15 protein-coding genes and 1 pseudogene are annotated in these 17,843 nt (G+C 56.3%); 10 read left to right on the forward strand and 6 right to left on the reverse strand.

The features are described 5' to 3' along the window. The 4 genes from AC3GOJ_RS09460 to AC3GOJ_RS09475 form a co-directional block, all read right to left on the reverse strand. The coding region (locus AC3GOJ_RS09460; protein WP_488237221.1) for a Tex family protein at nt 1-2,296 on the reverse strand (2,296 nt) is incomplete at its 3' end. Between the two features lie 82 nt (nt 2,297-2,378). Beyond that, nucleotides 2,379-3,095, reverse strand: coding sequence for a DNA polymerase III subunit epsilon (dnaQ, locus tag AC3GOJ_RS09465; protein WP_488237222.1), 717 nt, complete (start codon nt 3,093-3,095; stop codon nt 2,379-2,381). Between the two features lie 28 nt (nt 3,096-3,123). Then, nucleotides 3,124-3,588, reverse strand: coding sequence for a ribonuclease HI (gene rnhA / locus AC3GOJ_RS09470; RefSeq protein WP_488237223.1), 465 nt, complete (start codon nt 3,586-3,588; stop codon nt 3,124-3,126). Beyond that, entirely contained in the window at nt 3,585-4,385 is an 801-nt protein-coding gene (locus AC3GOJ_RS09475; protein ID WP_488237224.1) for a class I SAM-dependent methyltransferase, read from the reverse strand. Before AC3GOJ_RS09475 ends, rnhA begins: the two co-directional genes overlap by 4 nt. A 78-nt stretch (nt 4,386-4,463) precedes the next feature. Here AC3GOJ_RS09475 and gloB point away from each other — a divergent pair, with 78 nt between their 5' ends. Further along, nucleotides 4,464-5,354: a hydroxyacylglutathione hydrolase gene (gloB, locus tag AC3GOJ_RS09480; protein WP_488237225.1), complete on the forward strand. Its 891-nt coding sequence runs from the start codon at nt 4,464-4,466 to the stop codon at nt 5,352-5,354. 6 nt (nt 5,355-5,360) lie between these two features. Here gloB and AC3GOJ_RS09485 read toward each other — a convergent pair whose 3' ends face one another. Further along, nucleotides 5,361-6,191 carry an outer membrane protein assembly factor BamD gene (locus AC3GOJ_RS09485; protein WP_488237226.1) on the reverse strand — a complete coding sequence of 277 codons (831 nt, stop codon included), beginning with the start codon at nt 6,189-6,191 and terminating at the stop codon, nt 5,361-5,363. A 66-nt stretch (nt 6,192-6,257) separates the two neighbouring features. Between AC3GOJ_RS09485 and rluD the strand changes: the two genes are divergently transcribed. The 6 genes from rluD to phaR all read left to right on the forward strand — a co-directional run bounded on the left by rluD (nt 6,258) and on the right by phaR (nt 12,225). Next, the gene (rluD, locus tag AC3GOJ_RS09490) at nt 6,258-7,268 is read left to right on the forward strand and encodes a 23S rRNA pseudouridine(1911/1915/1917) synthase RluD (protein ID WP_488237227.1); all 1,011 of its coding nucleotides are present in this window, start codon (nt 6,258-6,260) and stop codon (nt 7,266-7,268) included. 1 nt (nt 7,269) lies between these two features. Continuing rightward, entirely contained in the window at nt 7,270-8,025 is a 756-nt protein-coding gene (gene pgeF, locus AC3GOJ_RS09495) for a peptidoglycan editing factor PgeF (RefSeq protein ID WP_488237228.1), read from the forward strand. Nucleotides 8,026-8,071: 46 nt separating this feature from the next. Then, nucleotides 8,072-8,848, forward strand: a complete 777-nt coding sequence (locus AC3GOJ_RS09500; RefSeq protein WP_488237229.1) for a ZIP family metal transporter — start codon at nt 8,072-8,074, stop codon at nt 8,846-8,848. A gap of 41 nt (nt 8,849-8,889) precedes the next feature. After that, a complete protein-coding gene (locus tag AC3GOJ_RS09505) occupies nt 8,890-10,623 on the forward strand; it encodes a PHA/PHB synthase family protein (RefSeq protein WP_488237230.1) in 1,734 nt (577 codons plus the stop codon). Nucleotides 10,624-10,800: 177 nt separating this feature from the next. After that, nucleotides 10,801-11,547 carry an acetoacetyl-CoA reductase gene (gene phbB, locus AC3GOJ_RS09510; RefSeq protein WP_488237231.1) on the forward strand — a complete coding sequence of 249 codons (747 nt, stop codon included), beginning with the start codon at nt 10,801-10,803 and terminating at the stop codon, nt 11,545-11,547. Between the two features lie 174 nt (nt 11,548-11,721). Beyond that, the gene (gene phaR / locus AC3GOJ_RS09515) at nt 11,722-12,225 is read left to right on the forward strand and encodes a polyhydroxyalkanoate synthesis repressor PhaR (RefSeq protein WP_488237232.1); all 504 of its coding nucleotides are present in this window, start codon (nt 11,722-11,724) and stop codon (nt 12,223-12,225) included. Between the two features lie 102 nt (nt 12,226-12,327). Here phaR and AC3GOJ_RS09520 read toward each other — a convergent pair whose 3' ends face one another. Continuing rightward, nucleotides 12,328-12,942, reverse strand: coding sequence for a TetR family transcriptional regulator (locus tag AC3GOJ_RS09520; RefSeq protein ID WP_488237233.1), 615 nt, complete (start codon nt 12,940-12,942; stop codon nt 12,328-12,330). 84 nt (nt 12,943-13,026) lie between these two features. Here AC3GOJ_RS09520 and AC3GOJ_RS09525 point away from each other — a divergent pair, with 84 nt between their 5' ends. The 3 genes and pseudogenes from AC3GOJ_RS09525 to AC3GOJ_RS09535 form a co-directional block, all read left to right on the forward strand. Beyond that, entirely contained in the window at nt 13,027-14,256 is a 1,230-nt protein-coding gene (locus tag AC3GOJ_RS09525) for an efflux RND transporter periplasmic adaptor subunit (protein WP_488237234.1), read from the forward strand. A 12-nt stretch (nt 14,257-14,268) separates the two neighbouring features. Next, nucleotides 14,269-17,421, forward strand: coding sequence for an efflux RND transporter permease subunit (locus tag AC3GOJ_RS09530; RefSeq protein WP_488237235.1), 3,153 nt, complete (start codon nt 14,269-14,271; stop codon nt 17,419-17,421). Then, nucleotides 17,414-17,843 (forward strand): annotated as a pseudogene (locus tag AC3GOJ_RS09535) (hypothetical protein); the annotation flags it as partial. The gene AC3GOJ_RS09530 and the pseudogene AC3GOJ_RS09535, both read left to right, overlap by 8 nt.

The following is a 17,843-nucleotide window of genomic DNA, read 5'->3' on the forward strand; positions in this document are numbered from 1 at the left end:
TCATGGGCGCGGCTTGCTGGCGCGGCGCTCTTTGGGTGTTGTTGTCGCGTTGACGCTGTTGCTGCCCACGGTTGCCGCCTGGCGCATCATGGCGCTCGCGCTGGGGTGTTGCTTCATCACTCATGCGCATCGTCAGGGCGATACGCTTGCGTGGCAGATCGACTTCCAGGACTTTAACGCGCACCACCTGGCCGGCCTTAACCACCTCATGCGGGTCTTTAACGTAGGTGTTCGATAGGGCAGAGATATGTACCAGGCCATCCTGATGGACACCGATATCGACAAAAGCGCCAAAGGCTGCAACGTTTGTCACCACACCTTCAAGCATCATGCCGGGCACCAGATCTTTAACTTCTTCGACACCCTCGGCAAAGCTGGCGGTGCGGAATTCCGGGCGTGGATCGCGTCCCGGTTTTTCCAGTTCCTTGAAAATATCCTGTACGGTGGGCAAACCAAATCGATCATCGGTATATTTTGCAGCACTCAAAGAGCGTAAGACGCTGTTGTTACCCATGATCGATTTAATCGGTTGCTTCAGGTCGGCAATCATCTTCTCGACAACCGGATAGGCCTCCGGGTGTACCGAGGACGCATCCAGCGGATTCTCACCATCGCGAATGCGCAGAAAGCCGGCGGCCTGTTCAAAGGTTTTGTCACCGAGGCGAGGCACGCTTAGGAGTTCCTGACGGGATTTAAATGTACCATGGGCATCGCGATAGCTCACGATATTGCTGGCCAGTGTGCTATTGAGTCCGGAGATGCGGGTGAGCAAAGGGGCTGATGCGGTATTGACGTCCACACCGACCGCGTTAACACAGTCTTCGACAACGGCATCCAGGCTGCGTGCCAGTTTGAGTTGGGAGACATCATGCTGGTATTGGCCGACCCCGATCGATTTGGGTTCGATTTTTACCAGCTCAGCGAGTGGGTCTTGCAGACGGCGGGCAATAGAGACGGCGCCACGAAGAGAGACATCCAGTTGCGGGAATTCGCGGGCGGCGAGTTCAGAGGCTGAATAGACGGAAGCACCGGCTTCGGAGACCACGATTTTCGTCATCTTGATGTCCGGGAACTGCTTCATCGTATCGATGATGAGCTTGTCGGTTTCACGGCTGGCGGTCCCGTTACCAATAGCAACGAGTGTGACACCATGTTTTTTAGCGAGTGCAGCGATGGTGGTCATAGAGCCAGCCCAGTCACGGCGTGGTTCATGCGGATAAATGGTTTCTGTGTCGAGCAGTTTGCCGGTGGCATCAACCACGGCAATTTTGCAGCCGGTACGAATGCCCGGGTCGACACCCATGGTCACGTGTTGTCCGGCCGGTGCAGCAAGAAGTAGGTCTTTCAGGTTTTTGCCGAAAATGCGGATCGCTTCTTCTTCAGACTTCTCGCGCAACTGACCCATGAGATCCAGTTCCAGATGCAGCGAGAGTTTTACCCGCCAGGTCCAGCGAACGGTGTCGTTCAGCCATTTGTCAGCAGGGCGTGATTGCTGCTTAATGCCGAAGCGGTTTGCAATGCGTTGCTCACAGGGGTTGGGCGCTGTTGAAGGTGTTTCCTGGTTCAGCTCGCTATCCAGGATCAAAGATACTTGCAGGAAGCCTTCGTTGCGGCCACGTAGCAAGGCCAGTGCCCGGTGCGACGGCATACTGTTGAGCGGTTCGGCAAAATCAAACCAGTCGCGGAATTTGGCCCCTTCGGTTTCTTTGCCTTCAACGACTCTGGATTGCACCATGCCGTGCTCATTGAGGTAATCACGCAGTTGGCCCACCAGTTCCGGATCTTCGGCAAAGCGTTCCATTAATATCTGCCGGGCGCCATCGAGTACGGCCTTGGCATCGGCAAAACCTGCGTCGGCGTTGATGAACTTTTCAGCTTCCTCTTCAGGCGTGAGTTCCGGATTTTGCAGTAGGGCATCGGCCAGGGGTTCAATGCCGGCCTCACGCGCAATCTGTGCCTTGGTGCGGCGTTTCTGTTTGTAGGGTAGGTAGAGATCTTCCAGGCGCTGTTTGGTTTCGGCAGCGTCAATATCCGCTTTGAGTTCCGGTGTGAGTTTGCCTTGTTCCTCAATCGACGCCAGGATGCTGTTGCGACGATCTTCAAGCTCTCGCAAGTAGATCAGTCTTTCTTCCAGATGACGTAGCTGCGTGTCATCCAGGCCGCCGGTCACTTCTTTACGGTAGCGGGCAATAAACGGCACCGTGGCGCCTTCATCGAGCAGTTGAATGGCGGCTTTAACCTGTTCGGTTTTTACCTGGAGTTCTTTGGCGATTTGCGCGTCGATGATCAGTGGCATAGCGGTATGTCTGTATTGAAATAGGGCAAAAGATGGGGGTGAGCGTCACATCCGTGAGGCTCACCGAAAGTATCATTTCGGATTACTGGGAAGCGAGTGCAGCGTCCTGGCTGAGCCAGAGACATTTGCCGCCGGATTCCTTCTGGATCTGCTCCAGAACTTGAAGGTGTTCCTGGTGCTCCAGCTCGGAGGCTTTCTGAATACGCAGGTCCCGCAGGCGGCCGGCATCGGCGTTAAAGGCAATGCTTTCGGCCGATTCTTCAAAGACCATGGCAAAGCCATCCTGGCCACGCGTCATGACCAGGTAGACTTCAGCAAGCAGTTCGGCATCCAGCAGGGCGCCGTGCAGATTACGGTGCGTGTTATCGATTTCTAGGCGTTCGCACAGCGCATCCAGGCTGTTGCGCTTACCGGGGTAGTTATCCCGGGCCATTTTCAGCGTATCAGTGACTTTGTCGCAAAAGGTGGTGACCGGCGGTTTACCCAGCAGCTCCAGCTCGGCGTTGAGAAAGCCAACGTCGAAGGGGGCGTTGTGAATTACCAGTTCCGAGCCGGCGATGAAATCCAGGAAACTGTCGGCAACATCAACAAAGCGGGGTTTGTCGGCGAGGAATTCACTGGAAATGCCATGCACCGCCTGAGCACCTTCATCAATGGCGCGATCGGGGTTCACATAATGGTGGAAGTGACGGTTGGTAAGCCGGCGGTTGACGAGCTCCACTCCGGCCACTTCAATGATACGGTGGCCCTGTTTGGGGTCCAGGCCGGTGGTTTCGGTATCGAGAATAATCTGGCGCATGATGATCTATTGGTAATCAATTTCTATTTTACAGGCTACCCAGCTCGTCGATACCCTGATTGGCTAATTGATCGGCGCGTTCGTTTTCTGGATGGCCGGCATGGCCTTTGACCCAGTGCCAGCTTACTGTGAACTTCTGGGCTAGGGCGTCGAGTTGCTGCCAGAGATCGGCATTCTTGACTGGCTTTTTGTCGGCGGTTTTCCAGCCATTACGCTTCCAGCCGTGAATCCAGGATTGCATGCCCTGTTGCACGTATTTGGAGTCCGTATGCACTTCCACCGGCGTGGTGTTGTCGGGTTTCAAAGCAGCTAACCCGGAAATGACGGCTTGTAGCTCCATCCGGTTGTTGGTGGTGTTAGGTTCGCCGCCGTGCAGGGTTTTCTCATGGTCGCGGTAGCGCAGCAGAGTGCCCCAGCCGCCGGGGCCAGGGTTGCCACGGCAGGCGCCATCGGAATAGATCTGGATTGCGTCAGGGTTTGAGGCTGTGTTCATGATTGTCGGGTCTGATTCTGTTCTGCAACAAGCGAAGCCTTGCTGCGAATATTTTTAGCGGATTTGAGCCAGCTGGGGGTAAGCAGGGTCATACCGGGAATCTGCTTGATGGCCATGATGGCGTAGCAGCCACCGGCAAAACCCCACCAGCGATTTCCGGCCAATTCCAGCCAGTGCAGATGGCTGAACGTGCTTTCCCGCTTGCAGGGTGGCGCATAGCAGCCGAAATGGCCACGTGATACTTCAAAATCCAGCAGCTTCAGCCAGTCTTTGAGACGCAAAACAGAAAGGTAATTGCCCGGCCATGGAAAATCGAAGGCATCCGGTCGGGCGAGACGGCTGAGGTAGTTGCGTACTCCCCACAAAGACACGGGGTTCAAACCGAGAATCAGGAGCTGTCCTTCAGGGCGTAGTACGCGTCGTACTTCACGCAGCACCTGATGCGGATCCGGATGGGCCTCCAGCATGAAGGGCAACACAATCAGGTCCATGCTGTCGCTGTCGAAGGGCAGGGCTGCGGCATCGGTTTCCACGCTCACGGGCGTAGCGCCAGCGCTGTGAATGAGTTCACTGGTTCCATGAACCCCGGTCAGGCAGCGGAATCGGTGCTGGATCCGGTTGCCGGCCATGAGGTCCAGCGATTCACAGCCGATTTGTGCTGCCTGCACGCCGAACACATCAACCAGCAGGGTATCTGCCGTTGCGGTTGCCCATTGGGTGACATAACGCCCGGCCGGCGTTTGAAACCAATCGCTCGGTGGGTCGTGGGCAGAAAACTGGCCGGAGTTAGTTGACATCAGGTGGGGCATAGGGAAAATAAAAAACAGGCATCAGTTTACCGTGCATTACCGCTTTCACTCTTGGCGATCTCACTTATGACGACGATTGATTCTCCTCCCTGGATCCGTTCCGAACACGGCGCGCTCAGCGTGGTTGGCTTGTCGGCCTTTGACGATAATTTGATCTGGGTTTTGGTACCCGACAAGCCGGCAGTGGGAGGTGCCGTGCCGGTGGCCGTCGTGGATCCTGGCGATGCAGGACCCGTGTTGGATTTCTGTCGTCGTTCACACGCTGTCCCCACCAGCATTCTGCTCACGCACCATCATGCCGACCATACAGGTGGGGTTGCCGATATTGTGGATTGGATGGCACAGCACTATTCCGAGCAGCCTGTCCGCGTGTATGGGCCTGCGGTCGAGCAGATTCCCGGTGTGACTGATCCGCTGTCGGGTGGCGAAGGTATTACGCCATTTCCGTGGCTACTGGATATCCGTCTCTCTGTAATGGATGTGGCTGGTCATACCCGGGGACACCTCGCGTATTTGCTGTTACCCTCGCTGCGTTTGAAGCCCGCTGCGCTGTTTTCCGGGGATCTGATTTTCGGTCTGGGCTGCGGCCGCTTGTTCGAAGGCACAGCGGTGCAGATGTCGGACGCGCTGGTGCGAGTGAGCCACCTTGAGGACACCACCCGCATTTACTGTGCGCATGAATATACGCTCCTGAATCTGCCCTTTGCGCTTGCAGTTGATCCGGAGAATGCCATTTTGGCCGAGCGGGGTAAAAAGATCCGTGAACTCAGACAGCAGGGGTTGCCCACGCTACCTTTGCTCTTGTCTGAAGAGCAGGCAACCAATCCGTTTCTTCGTTGTGATCAGCCCGCGCTGGCCGAGGCGGTATGTGCCGATGCGGAAGTGGGATCCCGTGCCGTGCCCGTTGATGTGTTTACGGCATTGCGCGCTATGCGCGACAACTTCAAAGCCTGTTGATCCTGCTTAGTAGAGTTTGTACCAGGGTTTATCGCGTTGAATACCCTGGGTCAGGAAGCGGCTGTTCGGGTAGTTGAGGCGCAAAATGCGGTCGCTGTCGGCCTGCAGATCGGGCAGGCCAAGCTGGCCATAGCTGTAACTCATAACGGCCAGTGCTTCTTCAACCGACGGGGCATCCGGGTAGTTGCGAACGACTTCCTGCGCACGGTTGGCTGCTGCCAGCCAGGCTCCGCGGCGCACGTAATAGTTGGCGACGTGTAGATCGTGTGAAGCCAGTGCATTCACCAGATAGACCATGCGTTTGGCGCCATCATCCCGGTACTTGCTGTTCGGGAAGGTGTCGTATAGGTATCTGAAAGCAATAAACGATTCCCGCATACTTTTCGGGTCACGCTCGGTCGGGTCTTGCTGCATGATGTAACCACCGTAGCCCAGATCTTCATTAAAACCGATCATGCCTTTGAGGTAGTAGACATAATCCAGGTTCGGGTGATTCGGGTGCAGCTTGATAAAGCGGTCGCAGGCAGCAATGGCCGGCGCCGGTTCGTTCGCCTTGTAATGTGCATAGGCGGTTTCGATCTGGGCCTGCTGGGCGTATGTGCCATAGGGATATCGGGCTTCCAGTTTCTCGTAGAACTTAACCGCCTGTTCGTAGTTACCTTCTTCTAGCGATTCCTTGGCCATGGTGTAAAGCTTATTGGCCGACCAGCCTTTGGTAGGGTCGGTATCTTCCTGAAACAGGGCGCAGCCATTCAGTACCAGCGCCGTCAGGCCGACCAGCAGCAAATGAGGCAGCGGGCGACGGGAGCGTGACTGGAACCGAAGTGAAGATTGCATGCTGTTTTTGAGAAATAAGCGCGGCATTAGAGCCGGAACTGGCCTGAAAACGTTAGACTACGCACGATGAAAACGCAGCCTTACGCCACAGATATCGAGACGCCTGAAGCGCTGGATGATCTGGAAGATAACATTGATGATAATAACACGCTCGAGCTGGTGGCCGAGCAGGGTGGTCGGCTGGATCAGATCCTGGCACTGATGGTGCCCGAGCATTCCCGCAACCGTTTGCAGCAGTGGATTAAAGCCGGACGGGTGCTGGTCGATGGCGAGCTGGTGCTGGAACCCAAACACAAGATTCACGGTAGCGAACAGCTGTCGATTCGGGTCGATCAGGTGTTGACTGATGCGGAGGCCGGCACCTTTCTGCCCGAGCCCATGCATCTGCAAGTGGTGTATGAAGATGACCACATCATGGTCATTAATAAACCGCCGGGGCTGGTGGTGCATCCTGCGGCCGGTAACTGGCAGGGCACGCTGCTCAATGGCCTGCTGGCCTATGATCCGGTGTTTACCCATGTGCCGCGGGCCGGTATCGTGCACCGCCTGGACAAAGATACCTCGGGTCTGATGGTTGTGGCCAAAACCCTGGAAGCGCACACGCACCTGGTTCGCCAGTTGCAGGCGAGAACCGTCAAACGGGTCTACCGGGCTGTCCTCTGCGGTGTGCCGCGCGTCGATGGCACCGTTAATGCTCCGATTGGTCGTGATTCAAGTCAGCGGACCCGCATGGCGGTTAGCAGCCAGGGCAAGGAAGCCATCACGCATTATCGCCTGCTGGAAATCTATCCCGGCTGCAGTCTGGTCGAATGTATTCTGGAAACCGGCCGTACGCACCAGATTCGTGTGCATATGGGGTTTATCGGTCATCCGCTGGTCGGGGACGTCACCTATCAGGGTGGGAAACGCTACCCCTTGCCGGAGCCGGCGGCGGGTTTCGGACGGCAGGCGTTACATGCCCGTCAGCTCGGCCTGATTCATCCGGCAACCGGCGAAGCCATGAAGTGGACGGCACCGCCGCCGGAAGACATGGCGAATCTGATCAACGATCTTCGGGATCTGGCAGATTGTGCCTGATGTGAGTGGCGTTCCCGGTTTTGCGCCGGCCTGGCCGTTGCCCGACCGGGTCCGTGCCTGGCAAACCACGCGTGGTATTGGTGTGCCGCCTTATGGTGGCTTCAATCTGGGGGTACACGTCGGGGATGATCCGAACGCCGTGCAGGCCAATCGGGCGCATTTAACATCGGCGATCTTGCCCACAGCACCCGTCTGGCTAACGCAAGTACATGGTACTCGGGTGCTGACGTTGACCGGTCATGAGCCACCATTGACAGCACCCGAAGCCGATGCAGTCCTAACCAATGTACCTGGCCAGGTGTGCGTCATCATGACGGCGGATTGCCTGCCGGTGCTGATAGCAGACCGGTATGGTCGTGTGGTGGGCGCTGCACATGCCGGCTGGCGCGGGTTGGCCGACGGTGTGCTGGAGGCTCTTGTGCAGGCCATGACCGCGCTCGGGCAGGTGCAGGCCCAGGATCTTCTGGTCTGGTTGGGTCCGGTGATTGGCCCGACGGCATTTGAAGTGGGTGATGATGTGCGGGATACTTTTTTGGCCCAATCATCTGCATATGCCAGCAGTTTTGAACCTCATGTGTCCACTGCCGGTAAATGGCTGGCCGATCTGCCTTCGCTGGCACAGCAGAAGCTGGCTGCCCTGGGCGTTATCGCAGTGACCGACAGTGGTGTCTGCACGTATACGTCAGCTGACTTTTACTCCTATCGTCGGGAAAACGTCACTGGCCGCATGGGCTCCATGATCTGGATTGCCCCCTGAGCCTTATAATTCCCACCCTGACCGATTATTCCCCCTGGCCGTTGTTATGACTTTTGCGCCGTTGACCTGGATTGTACTGATGTGCCTGGCGGGCATGGCCGCCAGTATTGCTGTTTCCTTGCTGGCGTCGCTGGCCGCGCATCCGCGCATTGTGCCAGTGCTGGTGTCCTATGCCATCGGCGCCATGCTGGGCGCAGTTTTTCTGGATCTGCTGCCACATGCATTCGAGCACGCGGCGGATATCCATCAGATCATGGCCACCGTGCTTGGCGGTATTCTTTTTTTCTTTCTGCTAGAAAAGCTGGTGCTCTGGCGCCATTGCCACGAGCACCATTGCGAAGCGCATGAGCATCCTGCACACGCCCATAGCCCCAAGGCTTCCGGCTGGCTGATTCTGCTCGGTGATGTGATTCACAACTTTGTTGATGGCATTCTGATTGCTGCAGCGTTTGCCGGCGGCACCGAAATCGGCATCGTCACGGCACTGGCCATCATTGCCCATGAAATTCCGCAGGAAACCGGTGATTTCGTCATCCTGGTACATTCCGGTTTCAGCCGCATGAAGGCGATTCTGTTTAATATGTTGTCCAGCCTGGCGACATTGACAGGTGCTGTGCTGGCGTATCTGTTGCTCTCCGGTCTCGAGGCTTGGGTGCCCAGCATGCTGGCTTTAGCGGCGGCGAGCCTGCTTTACGTGTCGGTTGCTGATCTGATTCCGGGGCTGCATAAACGCCCCGAGTTGAAAGCGACGGGCTTGCAGATTGCCATGATTCTTCTGGGCGTGTTTTCAATCCAGATCGTTCAGACGCTGATCGGGGAGTAACGATCAGCTTGTAACCATTGGTTCATAGGGGGTAGGGCATCATGATGTCGTTTCAGAATCCATTCTGGCCGGGTACGCAGGGTATGGCCGATCTACCGCAACAGATTGAAGCATTGACCAGGTCGCTGACCGGTTTCCTTGAGGATAAATTACCCAGGGAGCAGTTAGCAGCTATGGGTTCACTCACGCCACCCGTTGAAAAGTTGCAACCGATCATGAATGATCTGATGGCAGCGCATCAGCAGCTCTGGCAGCAGATGTTGCATCGACAACCCGATGCGCCGGGAAAGCCGGTGGTTGCGGGTGTCGCCAAAGACCGTCGCTTTTCTTCAGACGCCTGGTCGACCAGTCCGGTGCATGACTACATGCGGCAGGCCTATGTGTTGAACAGCCGTTTTCTGACCCAGCTGGCCGACGTGATCCCTAGCGAAGATGCCAAAGGTCTGGCCCGTATCCGTTTTCTGACGAACCAATTTGTCGACGCCATGTCGCCCAGCAACTTTGCGGCGACCAACCCCGAGGTCATCCAGAAGGCGCTGGCGACGGAAGGCAAGTCGATTACCGAAGGCATCAATAACTTGCTCAAGGATCTGGCTAAAGGCCGGATCAGCACCTCGGATGAATCGGCCTTTGAAGTCGGTAAAAATCTCGCAACTACCGAAGGCGCTGTTGTTTATGAGAATGAGCTGATACAGCTGATCCAGTATGCCCCGCTGACCGCCAAGGTTGGCAAGCGCCCCTTGCTGATCACGCCGCCGTGTATTAACCGCTTCTACATCATGGATCTGCAGCCGGAGTCATCGTTAGTACGCTATGCCGTCGAAGCCGGGCATACGGTATTTCTGATCTCCTGGAAGAACCCGGGGCAGGAAGATGCACACCGCACCTGGGATGAGTATCTGGAGCTCGGTCCGTTCTCGGCAATACCGGTCGTCCAGACCATCAGTGGCAGTAAAACCATAAACATGCTCGGCTTCTGCATCGGCGGCACGCTGCTATCGTCGGCGCTGGCCGTGCTGGCTGCTAAGGGTGAAAAGCCGGCGGCTTCTCTGACCCTCCTCACCACCATGCTGGATTTTGCCGACACGGGCGATATCGACATTTTTGTCGATGGTCCCTCGGTGGCCGCCCGCGAAGCCGCGATTGGCAAAGGTGGCCTACTTGAAGGTCGTGAACTGATGACCATGTTCTCGTCCCTGCGCCCCAACGATTTGGTTTGGCCTTATGTCTCGGGGAACTACCTGCTGGGAAATACGCCGCAGCCGTTTGACATTCTGTACTGGAATGCCGATTCGACCGGACTGCCGGGGCCGATGGCCTGCTGGTATCTCCGTAATACCTATCTGGAAAACCGCATGCGGATTCCTGGCGAGCTGACACTCTGTGATCAGCCAGTGGATCTGGGGCGCATCGACATGCCCACCTACCTGTTTGCAGCCCGTGAAGACCACATCGTACCGTGGCATACCGCCTATCTGGTGACACGTCTGCTGCCGGGGCCGCACCGGTTCGTGCTGGGCGCCAGTGGCCATATCGCCGGTGTTATCAACCCGGCCAGCAAGAATCGCCGGAGTTACTGGGTGGATGGCGATCTCAAAGGCGATGCCGAGCAGTGGGTAGCATCGTCCACCGAGAAGCCCGGTAGCTGGTGGACCGACTGGTCCGCCTGGCTGGATGGCTTCAAGGGTGGTGAAAAAGTTGCACCCAAGTCTTTGGGTGGCAAGGGTTTTAGTCCGATTGAGCCGGCACCGGGTCGTTACGTGCGTCAGAAATAGTCGCATAGAAGTGGTATCGCGGTGATTTTGCCCGTTACATTTGTTGTGGTGCGGCAAAACTCCGGATACACTTAGTTTCAAGCGGGGTATTCTGTGTGCAGCTTGTGCAGATTTCGCCGGCCTTTTTATCGGTTTTTTCTTGTTGTTCACTGATTTCTACTTTGAAAGGATGTTTTCATGTCTCAGCACATCGCATTCGTTACCGGTGCCATGGGTGGCCTCGGTACCGCCTTCTGTCAGGCATTCGATAAGGCCGGTTACAAGGTTGTTGCCGCCTATCACCCGGAGTTTGATGACAAGGAAGCCTGGCTTGCCGAGCAGAAGGCCGAAGGCTTTACGAATTTCATCCCGGTTGCCTGTGATGTCGGTAACTACGAATCGTGTGTGGCTGCCGCTGCAGAAGCTGAAAAGCTGGCCGGTGGCGTGATTGACGTTCTGGTGAACAACGCCGGTATTACCCGTGACAAGTTCTTCACCAAGATGGACAAGGGTCAGTGGGATGCCGTGATCAACACCAACCTGAACAGCGTTTACAACGTGACTCAGCCTTTCGCCGCCAAGATGGCCGAAAAGGGCTGGGGTCGCATCATCAACATCTCGTCGGTCAATGGCGTTAAGGGCCAGGCTGGTCAAACCAACTACTCGGCTGCCAAGGCTGGTGTGATCGGTTTCACCAAGGCACTGGGTGCTGAAATGGCCACGAAGGGTGTGACGGTTAACGCCATTACCCCAGGCTACGTTGCCACCAAGATGGTGATGGCCATCCGTGAAGACATCCTGCAAAGCATCGTTGACACCGTACCAATGAAGCGTCTGGCCAAGCCGGAAGAAATCGCAGGTCTGGCCGTTTACCTGGCTTCGGATCTGGCAGGTTTTATCACCGGTGCCACCATGAACATCAATGGTGGTTTGTACTACCAGTAACTGGACAAACCCGGCAAGCAGTCTTTTTTGAGTATGCTGATTGCATGTCGTTGATTTCAAAGCCCCGCCGTGTTTTACTCGGTGGGGCTTTTGGTTTTATAATGCGTTGCAAAATAGATAACCCGATGACGGTTTGTCCAATCTAACTGTGTTTTTTGTATCAAGGCCCGGTGTATGACTGAAACTCAACGTTTGATCAAAAAGTATCCTAACCGTCGTTTGTACGATACCCGCACCAGTGCCTACATCACGCTGGCCGACATCAAGGAGCTGGTGCTGCAGCATGAGAACTTCCTGGTGGTCGATGCCAAAACGGGTGATGACCTGACTCGTGCGATTCTTCTACAGATCATTCTGGAAGAAGAAAGTGGCGGTGTGCCGATCTTCAGTAGCGAAGTCTTGTCGCAGATGATCCGTTTCTACGGCAACGCCATGCAGTCCGTGCTCGGCCAGTATCTTGAAACGAACATGAAAGCCTTTGTGGATTTCCAGAAGAAGATGCAAGGCAGCAGCAATACCAGCGATAACTGGTCGCAGTTCCTGAACTTCCAGGGCCCGGCCATGCAGACCCTGATGTCAACCTATATGGATCAGAGCCAGAAAATGGTGCAGAACATGCAGACCCAGATTCAGACACAGGCGCGCAATCTATTCCAGGGGTTTCCGAACAAGAGCTGATGGATTGGATGTCTGCGTCGAAAAGGTCCTGCGGGGCCTTTTTACATGGTGCGGTGAGGAGAGCGTTCTGCTTTGACCCGTTGGGTGCAGGGGCTTGGTTGACTAGCGCTGGCGCAACGCAATATGCGCATCGATCAGTGGCGTAATCGCTTTGCGATAGGTGTCGTGCTGTTGGCCGGAGAGAATGGCTCTCAGGCTGCCGCGGGCAAAAGACAGGGTATCCAGCGCCATCAATTCCGGATCCAGTCCGGATTTCAGGCTGCCGTTCGCGGCGGCGTCACGGTAGATGCGAATAAACGAAGTCAGGATATCAGTGCAGGGTTCGGTAATGATCTGCAGGACTTCATGGAACTCCTCAACGTATTCGCAGCGCAGCAGAATAATTTCAAAAGTTTCACGCGCTGCCGTGTCGTTGAGTAAAGCCGAAAAGAGCGCATGAAGGTAGGCGGCGAGGGCTTCAAGTGGTTGCTGTGCACTGCCATGCGCGAGCAATGACTGTAACTGATCGAACTCACTCGTATAGGTTTGCTTTACGGCGAGGAAGAGTTCCGCTTTGTTGGCAAAATGCCAGTACACCGCACCCCGGGTGACATTGGCGGCTTTTGCAACCTTGTCCAGCGTTGAGCGATTGACGCCCTCGGCATGGAATACCCGTCGCGCAGCATCGATAATCTGGGCGCGGGTGGCGAGGGCTTCTTCTTTCGTTTTGCGGGCCATAATGCTTCATTATAGATCAATATACATACATGCGGAAATGTATATAATGGTCAACTCTGCACAATACGTACTGCCGGATTCCTTATGTCTGCAAACCCGCCCCGTATCAAAGTCTGGTTGAACCAACGGCTGGAATCCCTGGCACCCTTTTGGAAGGGGCTGATGACGCAACCGGCCTGCCGCAAGATGCATCAGTTCTGTCAGACGCAATGGCGTGAGCATCGCCGTAGAAGTGTTGTCACTTTGAGCGTGCTTGTTCTGGCAGTCGTGCTGTGGAATGCCTGGAGTTACTGGCAGAAGATGCCTAAAGCGCCACCACCCATGCCGGTGACGCTGCTGGTGGCCGAACCGGTGACGGTGCCTAACGTGATTGAAGTCATGGCTCAGGCCGAGGGTGCCAAGGAAACCGAAGTGCGCGCCCGAGTCGGCGGTATTCTGGTCAAGCGCCTGTATGTAGAAGGGCAGCGTGTCGAAGCCGGTCAGCCCTTGTTCCAGATTGATCCGGACCCTTACCGCATAAAACTCGAAGAGGCCCAGGCACGTGCCACACAGACGGCCCGCGAAGCCGCCCGTCTGAAAAAGCTTTTTGTGCAACAGGCGGTGAGCCGTAAAGAAATGGATGATGCCGTGTCTGCCGATGAAATGGCACAGGCCAACCTGAAGTCCGCAAAACTGAATCTGGAGTGGTGCACGGTCACCGCCCCGGTTACCGGCGTGGCCGGTCGTGCCCAGCGCTCTGAAGGTAATCTGATGACGACCAGCAGCGATGGAAGCCTGCTTACCGTGATCCATCAGGTCAATCCGATCTGGATCCGTTTTGGTCTTTCCGATGCCGATACTGCGGGCTTGCCGGGTGGTCGTCTGGATCCTTCGGCAGAAACAACGGTTGAAGTGATTCAGGCGGATGGTACGGTCTATCCGGAAAAGGGAGTCATCAATTTCCAGGCCTCGTATATCGATCCGAAACTCGGCACCCAGCAACTGCGAGCCACACTGGCGAATCCTGAGGGCGTACTGCTGCCCGGTCAGTTCCTCCGCGCCCGCATCAGCACCGGTGCGCTGGAGAACGTGTACCGCGTGCCTCAGGTCGCCGTGGTTCAGTCAGAAAAGGGCCACATGGTCTGGGTCATGGGTGAAGGCGGTAAAGTTGTCCCGACCCCGGTGAAACCGGGTTTCTGGCTGGGTAAAGACTGGATCATACTGAGCGGCCTGCAGCCCGGTATGCAGATCGTAACTGATAACATCATCAAGATCCGTCCCGGTGCCGTGGTCATGCCTGCACCTGCTGCAGTCGCCGCGCCGGCTGGCAAATAAGGAACGCTGATCGTGTTTTCCCGTTTCTTTATTCACCGGCCGATTTTTGCCACGGTGATCTCCATTGTCATCGTGCTGGCTGGTCTGGCGGCAGGCCGTGTGCTGCCGATTTCGCACTACCCGGAAATAGCGCCGCCCACGGTGATTGTGTCGGCCAGTTATCCCGGTGCATCGACCGAAACCCTGATTCGTACTGTGGCCGGGCCCATTGAAGAGCAGTTGTCCGGTGTCGAGAACCTGCTGTACTTCAGCTCAACGGCTGCGTCGAACGGCGCCCTGACGGTAACGGCCACCTTTGAGGTGGGCACCAACATCGATATGGCAACGGTGAACGTCAATAACCGCGTCAAGATTGCCGAGCCGCGTCTGCCGGATGTGGTACGCCAGTTTGGCGTCACGGTACAGAAGCGATCCAACGATATTCTGCTGGTGTCGACCATTACCTCACCGGATAACAGCCGCTCGGCGTTGTTCCTCTCGAATTACGTGCTCATTAATATCCTGGATGAACTGAAGCGTTTGCCCGGCGTAGGAGATGCGCAGATTTTCGGCGCTAAGGATTACTCCATGCGGATCTGGTTGCGCCCGGACAAAATGGCGCAACTGGGCATTACGACCAGTGATATTGGCGCCGCCATTAACGCGCAGAACAAACAGAACGTGGCGGGCAAGATCGGTCAGGAGCCAGCCATTGAGGGCCAGCAACTCACCTATACCGTGACGGCCAAAGGCCGTCTGGCCACGCCGGAAGCCTTTGGCGATATTGTGATTCGCTCACAGGGGCCGGCCGGTACACTGCGCCTGAAGGATGTGGCGCGCATTGAGTTGGGTGCCGCCAACTACGATGCCAATACGCGCCTGCTGGGTAGTCCGGTGGCCAGCGTCGGGATCTTCCTGCAGTCGGGGGCCAACGCGCTGGAAACGGCAGACCGGGTGCGTGCCAAGATGGAGGAGCTCAAGAAGCGCTTTCCGGATGGCGTGGACTATGTGATCCCGTTCGATACCACGCGATTCGTCAATGCCTCGATTCGTGAAGTTGTGAAGACGCTCTTCGAAGCCATGCTACTGGTGGCGATCGTGGTGTTTGTGTTCTTGCAGAACTGGCGGGCAACGCTGATTCCTTTGCTGGCCGTTCCCGTATCGTTGATCGGAACCTTTGCCGGCTTGTGGGTGTTTGGCTTCTCCATCAATACCCTGACCCTGTTTGCCATGGTGCTGGCCATTGGTATTGTGGTGGATGATGCCATCGTGGTGCTAGAAAATGTGGAACGCCTGATGCAAGAGCGTCGTCTGCCGCCCAAGCAGGCTGCGGTCGAAGCGATGAAGGAGGTGTCCGGTGCGGTTGTTGCGATTGTGCTCGTGCTGAGCGCCGTCTTTATCCCTGTTGCTTTCCTGGGCGGTATCGCCGGCAAGCTCTACCAGCAGTTCGCCGTTACGGTGGCGATTGCTGTGGCGCTCTCCGGTCTGGTGGCCTTAACACTGACGCCTGCGCTGTGCGGTGTGCTACTTCGCACGAAGCATGAGGCGCCGCCCGAGGCCTTCAAGCCCTTTAATGAAGGTTTCCAGAAGCTGACGGATCGTTATCTGGATCTGGTCCGTAAAACCTTAGATCACCGTCGTATCAGCGTCGCCGTGTTTGGTGCGGTTATTGTTGGCTGTCTACTGCTTTTCCGTCTGGTGCCGGGGGGGTTTGTACCGCCCGAAGATCAAGGTTATTTAATCAGTGCACTGATGTTGCCCGATGGTGCCAGCATGCAACGTACCGAGCAGGCGGGTCAGAAGTTTCAGGAGGCCGTGGTTAAAAATCCGGCCGTTGATAAAGTATTCGTCATTGCGGGCAACGACATTGTCGGTGGCGGTATGCGTGCCAATGCCGGCACGGTCTTCATTCCGCTCAAAGACTGGTCTTTACGTGAGACCGATGCCGGTTCCCTGGCCAAAATGTTTACGGGTCTGGGTATGACACTGCGCGATGGCATGGCGCTGGTCTTTAACCCGCCGGCCATCCGTGGTATTGGTTCGGCCGGCGGTTTCGAGTTCTACGTCCAGGCACGTAACAATCCCTCGGTGAGTGATCTCGCCAAAGTATCGGGGGGGCTGATTGAAGCACTCAAGCAGCGCCCTGAACTGACCGGGATCAATACCTTCTTCCGGCCGACATCACCGCAGTTGTACGTGGAGGTTGATGAGGCCAAGGCGATTTCCCTGGGGATTGCGGTCGCCGATGTGTATCAGAGTCTGCAGGCCACCATGGGGAGTCTGTATGTGAATGACTTCAACCTGAGCGGACGTACTTACCGGGTGCAGATGCAGGCCGATGCTGCATATCGCGCACGCCCTAATGATCTGGGCCAGATTTACGTGCGGGCAGACAATGGGTCCATGGTGCCGGTCTCGGCACTGATCAAGACCACCTCGCTGGTGGGGCCTGAGCAGCTGGAACGTTTTAATGGTTATCTCTCGGCTAAGATTCTGGGCAATGGTCAGCCGGGTGTGAGTTCCGGTGATGCCATCAAAATTGTGAGCGATGTTGCCCAGGCGAATCTGCCACCGGGGTACGAGCTGGCCTGGTCGGGTCAAGCCTATCAGCAGATCCGGGCGGGTAACACCTCCGGGATCGCTTTTGTCTTTGGCATCGTCATGGTCTTCCTGATTCTGGCCGCGCAATACGAGCGCTGGTCTTTGCCACTGGCCGTGATTCTCGGTGTGCCGTTTGCGCTGTTCGGTGCCTTGCTCGCCGTATTCTTGCGCAGTATGCCGAATGACATCTACTTCCAGATCGGTTTGGTGGTGCTGGTGGGTCTATCGGCCAAGAATGCCATTCTGATCGTGGAATTTGCGGCTCAGAAACGGTCGGAAGGCATGAGTGTTTACGATGCCGCCATGCAGGCAGCTCGGTTGCGCTTCCGTCCGATTGTGATGACCTCGCTGGCCTTCATTCTCGGCGTTTTCCCGTTGGTAATTTCCACGGGTGCGGGTTCGGCAGCGCGTCGTTCCATGGGGACGGGGGTGTTTGGCGGCATGCTGGCAGCGACGTTTATTGCCACGATTTTCATCCCGATGTTTTTTATGTGGTTGTCGGGCCGTAAGCAGAAGCGGGATCTGTTTCCGGGTGAAGCAACCACAACCGGCGAAGTGGCCGCCGAGGAGCGTGCCCATGACTAAGCGTCGGACTTCCCCCGTGATGAAATTGTCAGGCGCGCTGCTGGGAGCCTTGTTAGCAGTAGGTTGTACCGTTGGCCCGGATTATGAACGTCCGAAGATGGATCTGCCGGGTCAGTACAACGCCGATGTGCCTCAATCCACAGCACCGGATGCTAATGATCAATCCAAGGCATCTGTAGCGATCATCGAAAACTGGTGGACGCTATTTAATGACCCGGAACTGAACCGGTTAGAGGGATTGGTACTGGCCAATAATGCCGATCTGCAGATCGCCGTGGCGCGTATTGCCCAGGCTCAGGGCCTTGCCTTGCAAGCCGGTTCTGCGCAGTATCCGAGTCTCACGCTAGAAGGCAGCGGTACCAGGGCTTCGCAGGGGGCGGCAGCATCGCCGAGTGGTATCGATTATCTCGACAACAACTATC

This window comes from Fluviibacter sp. (assembly GCF_057744235.1).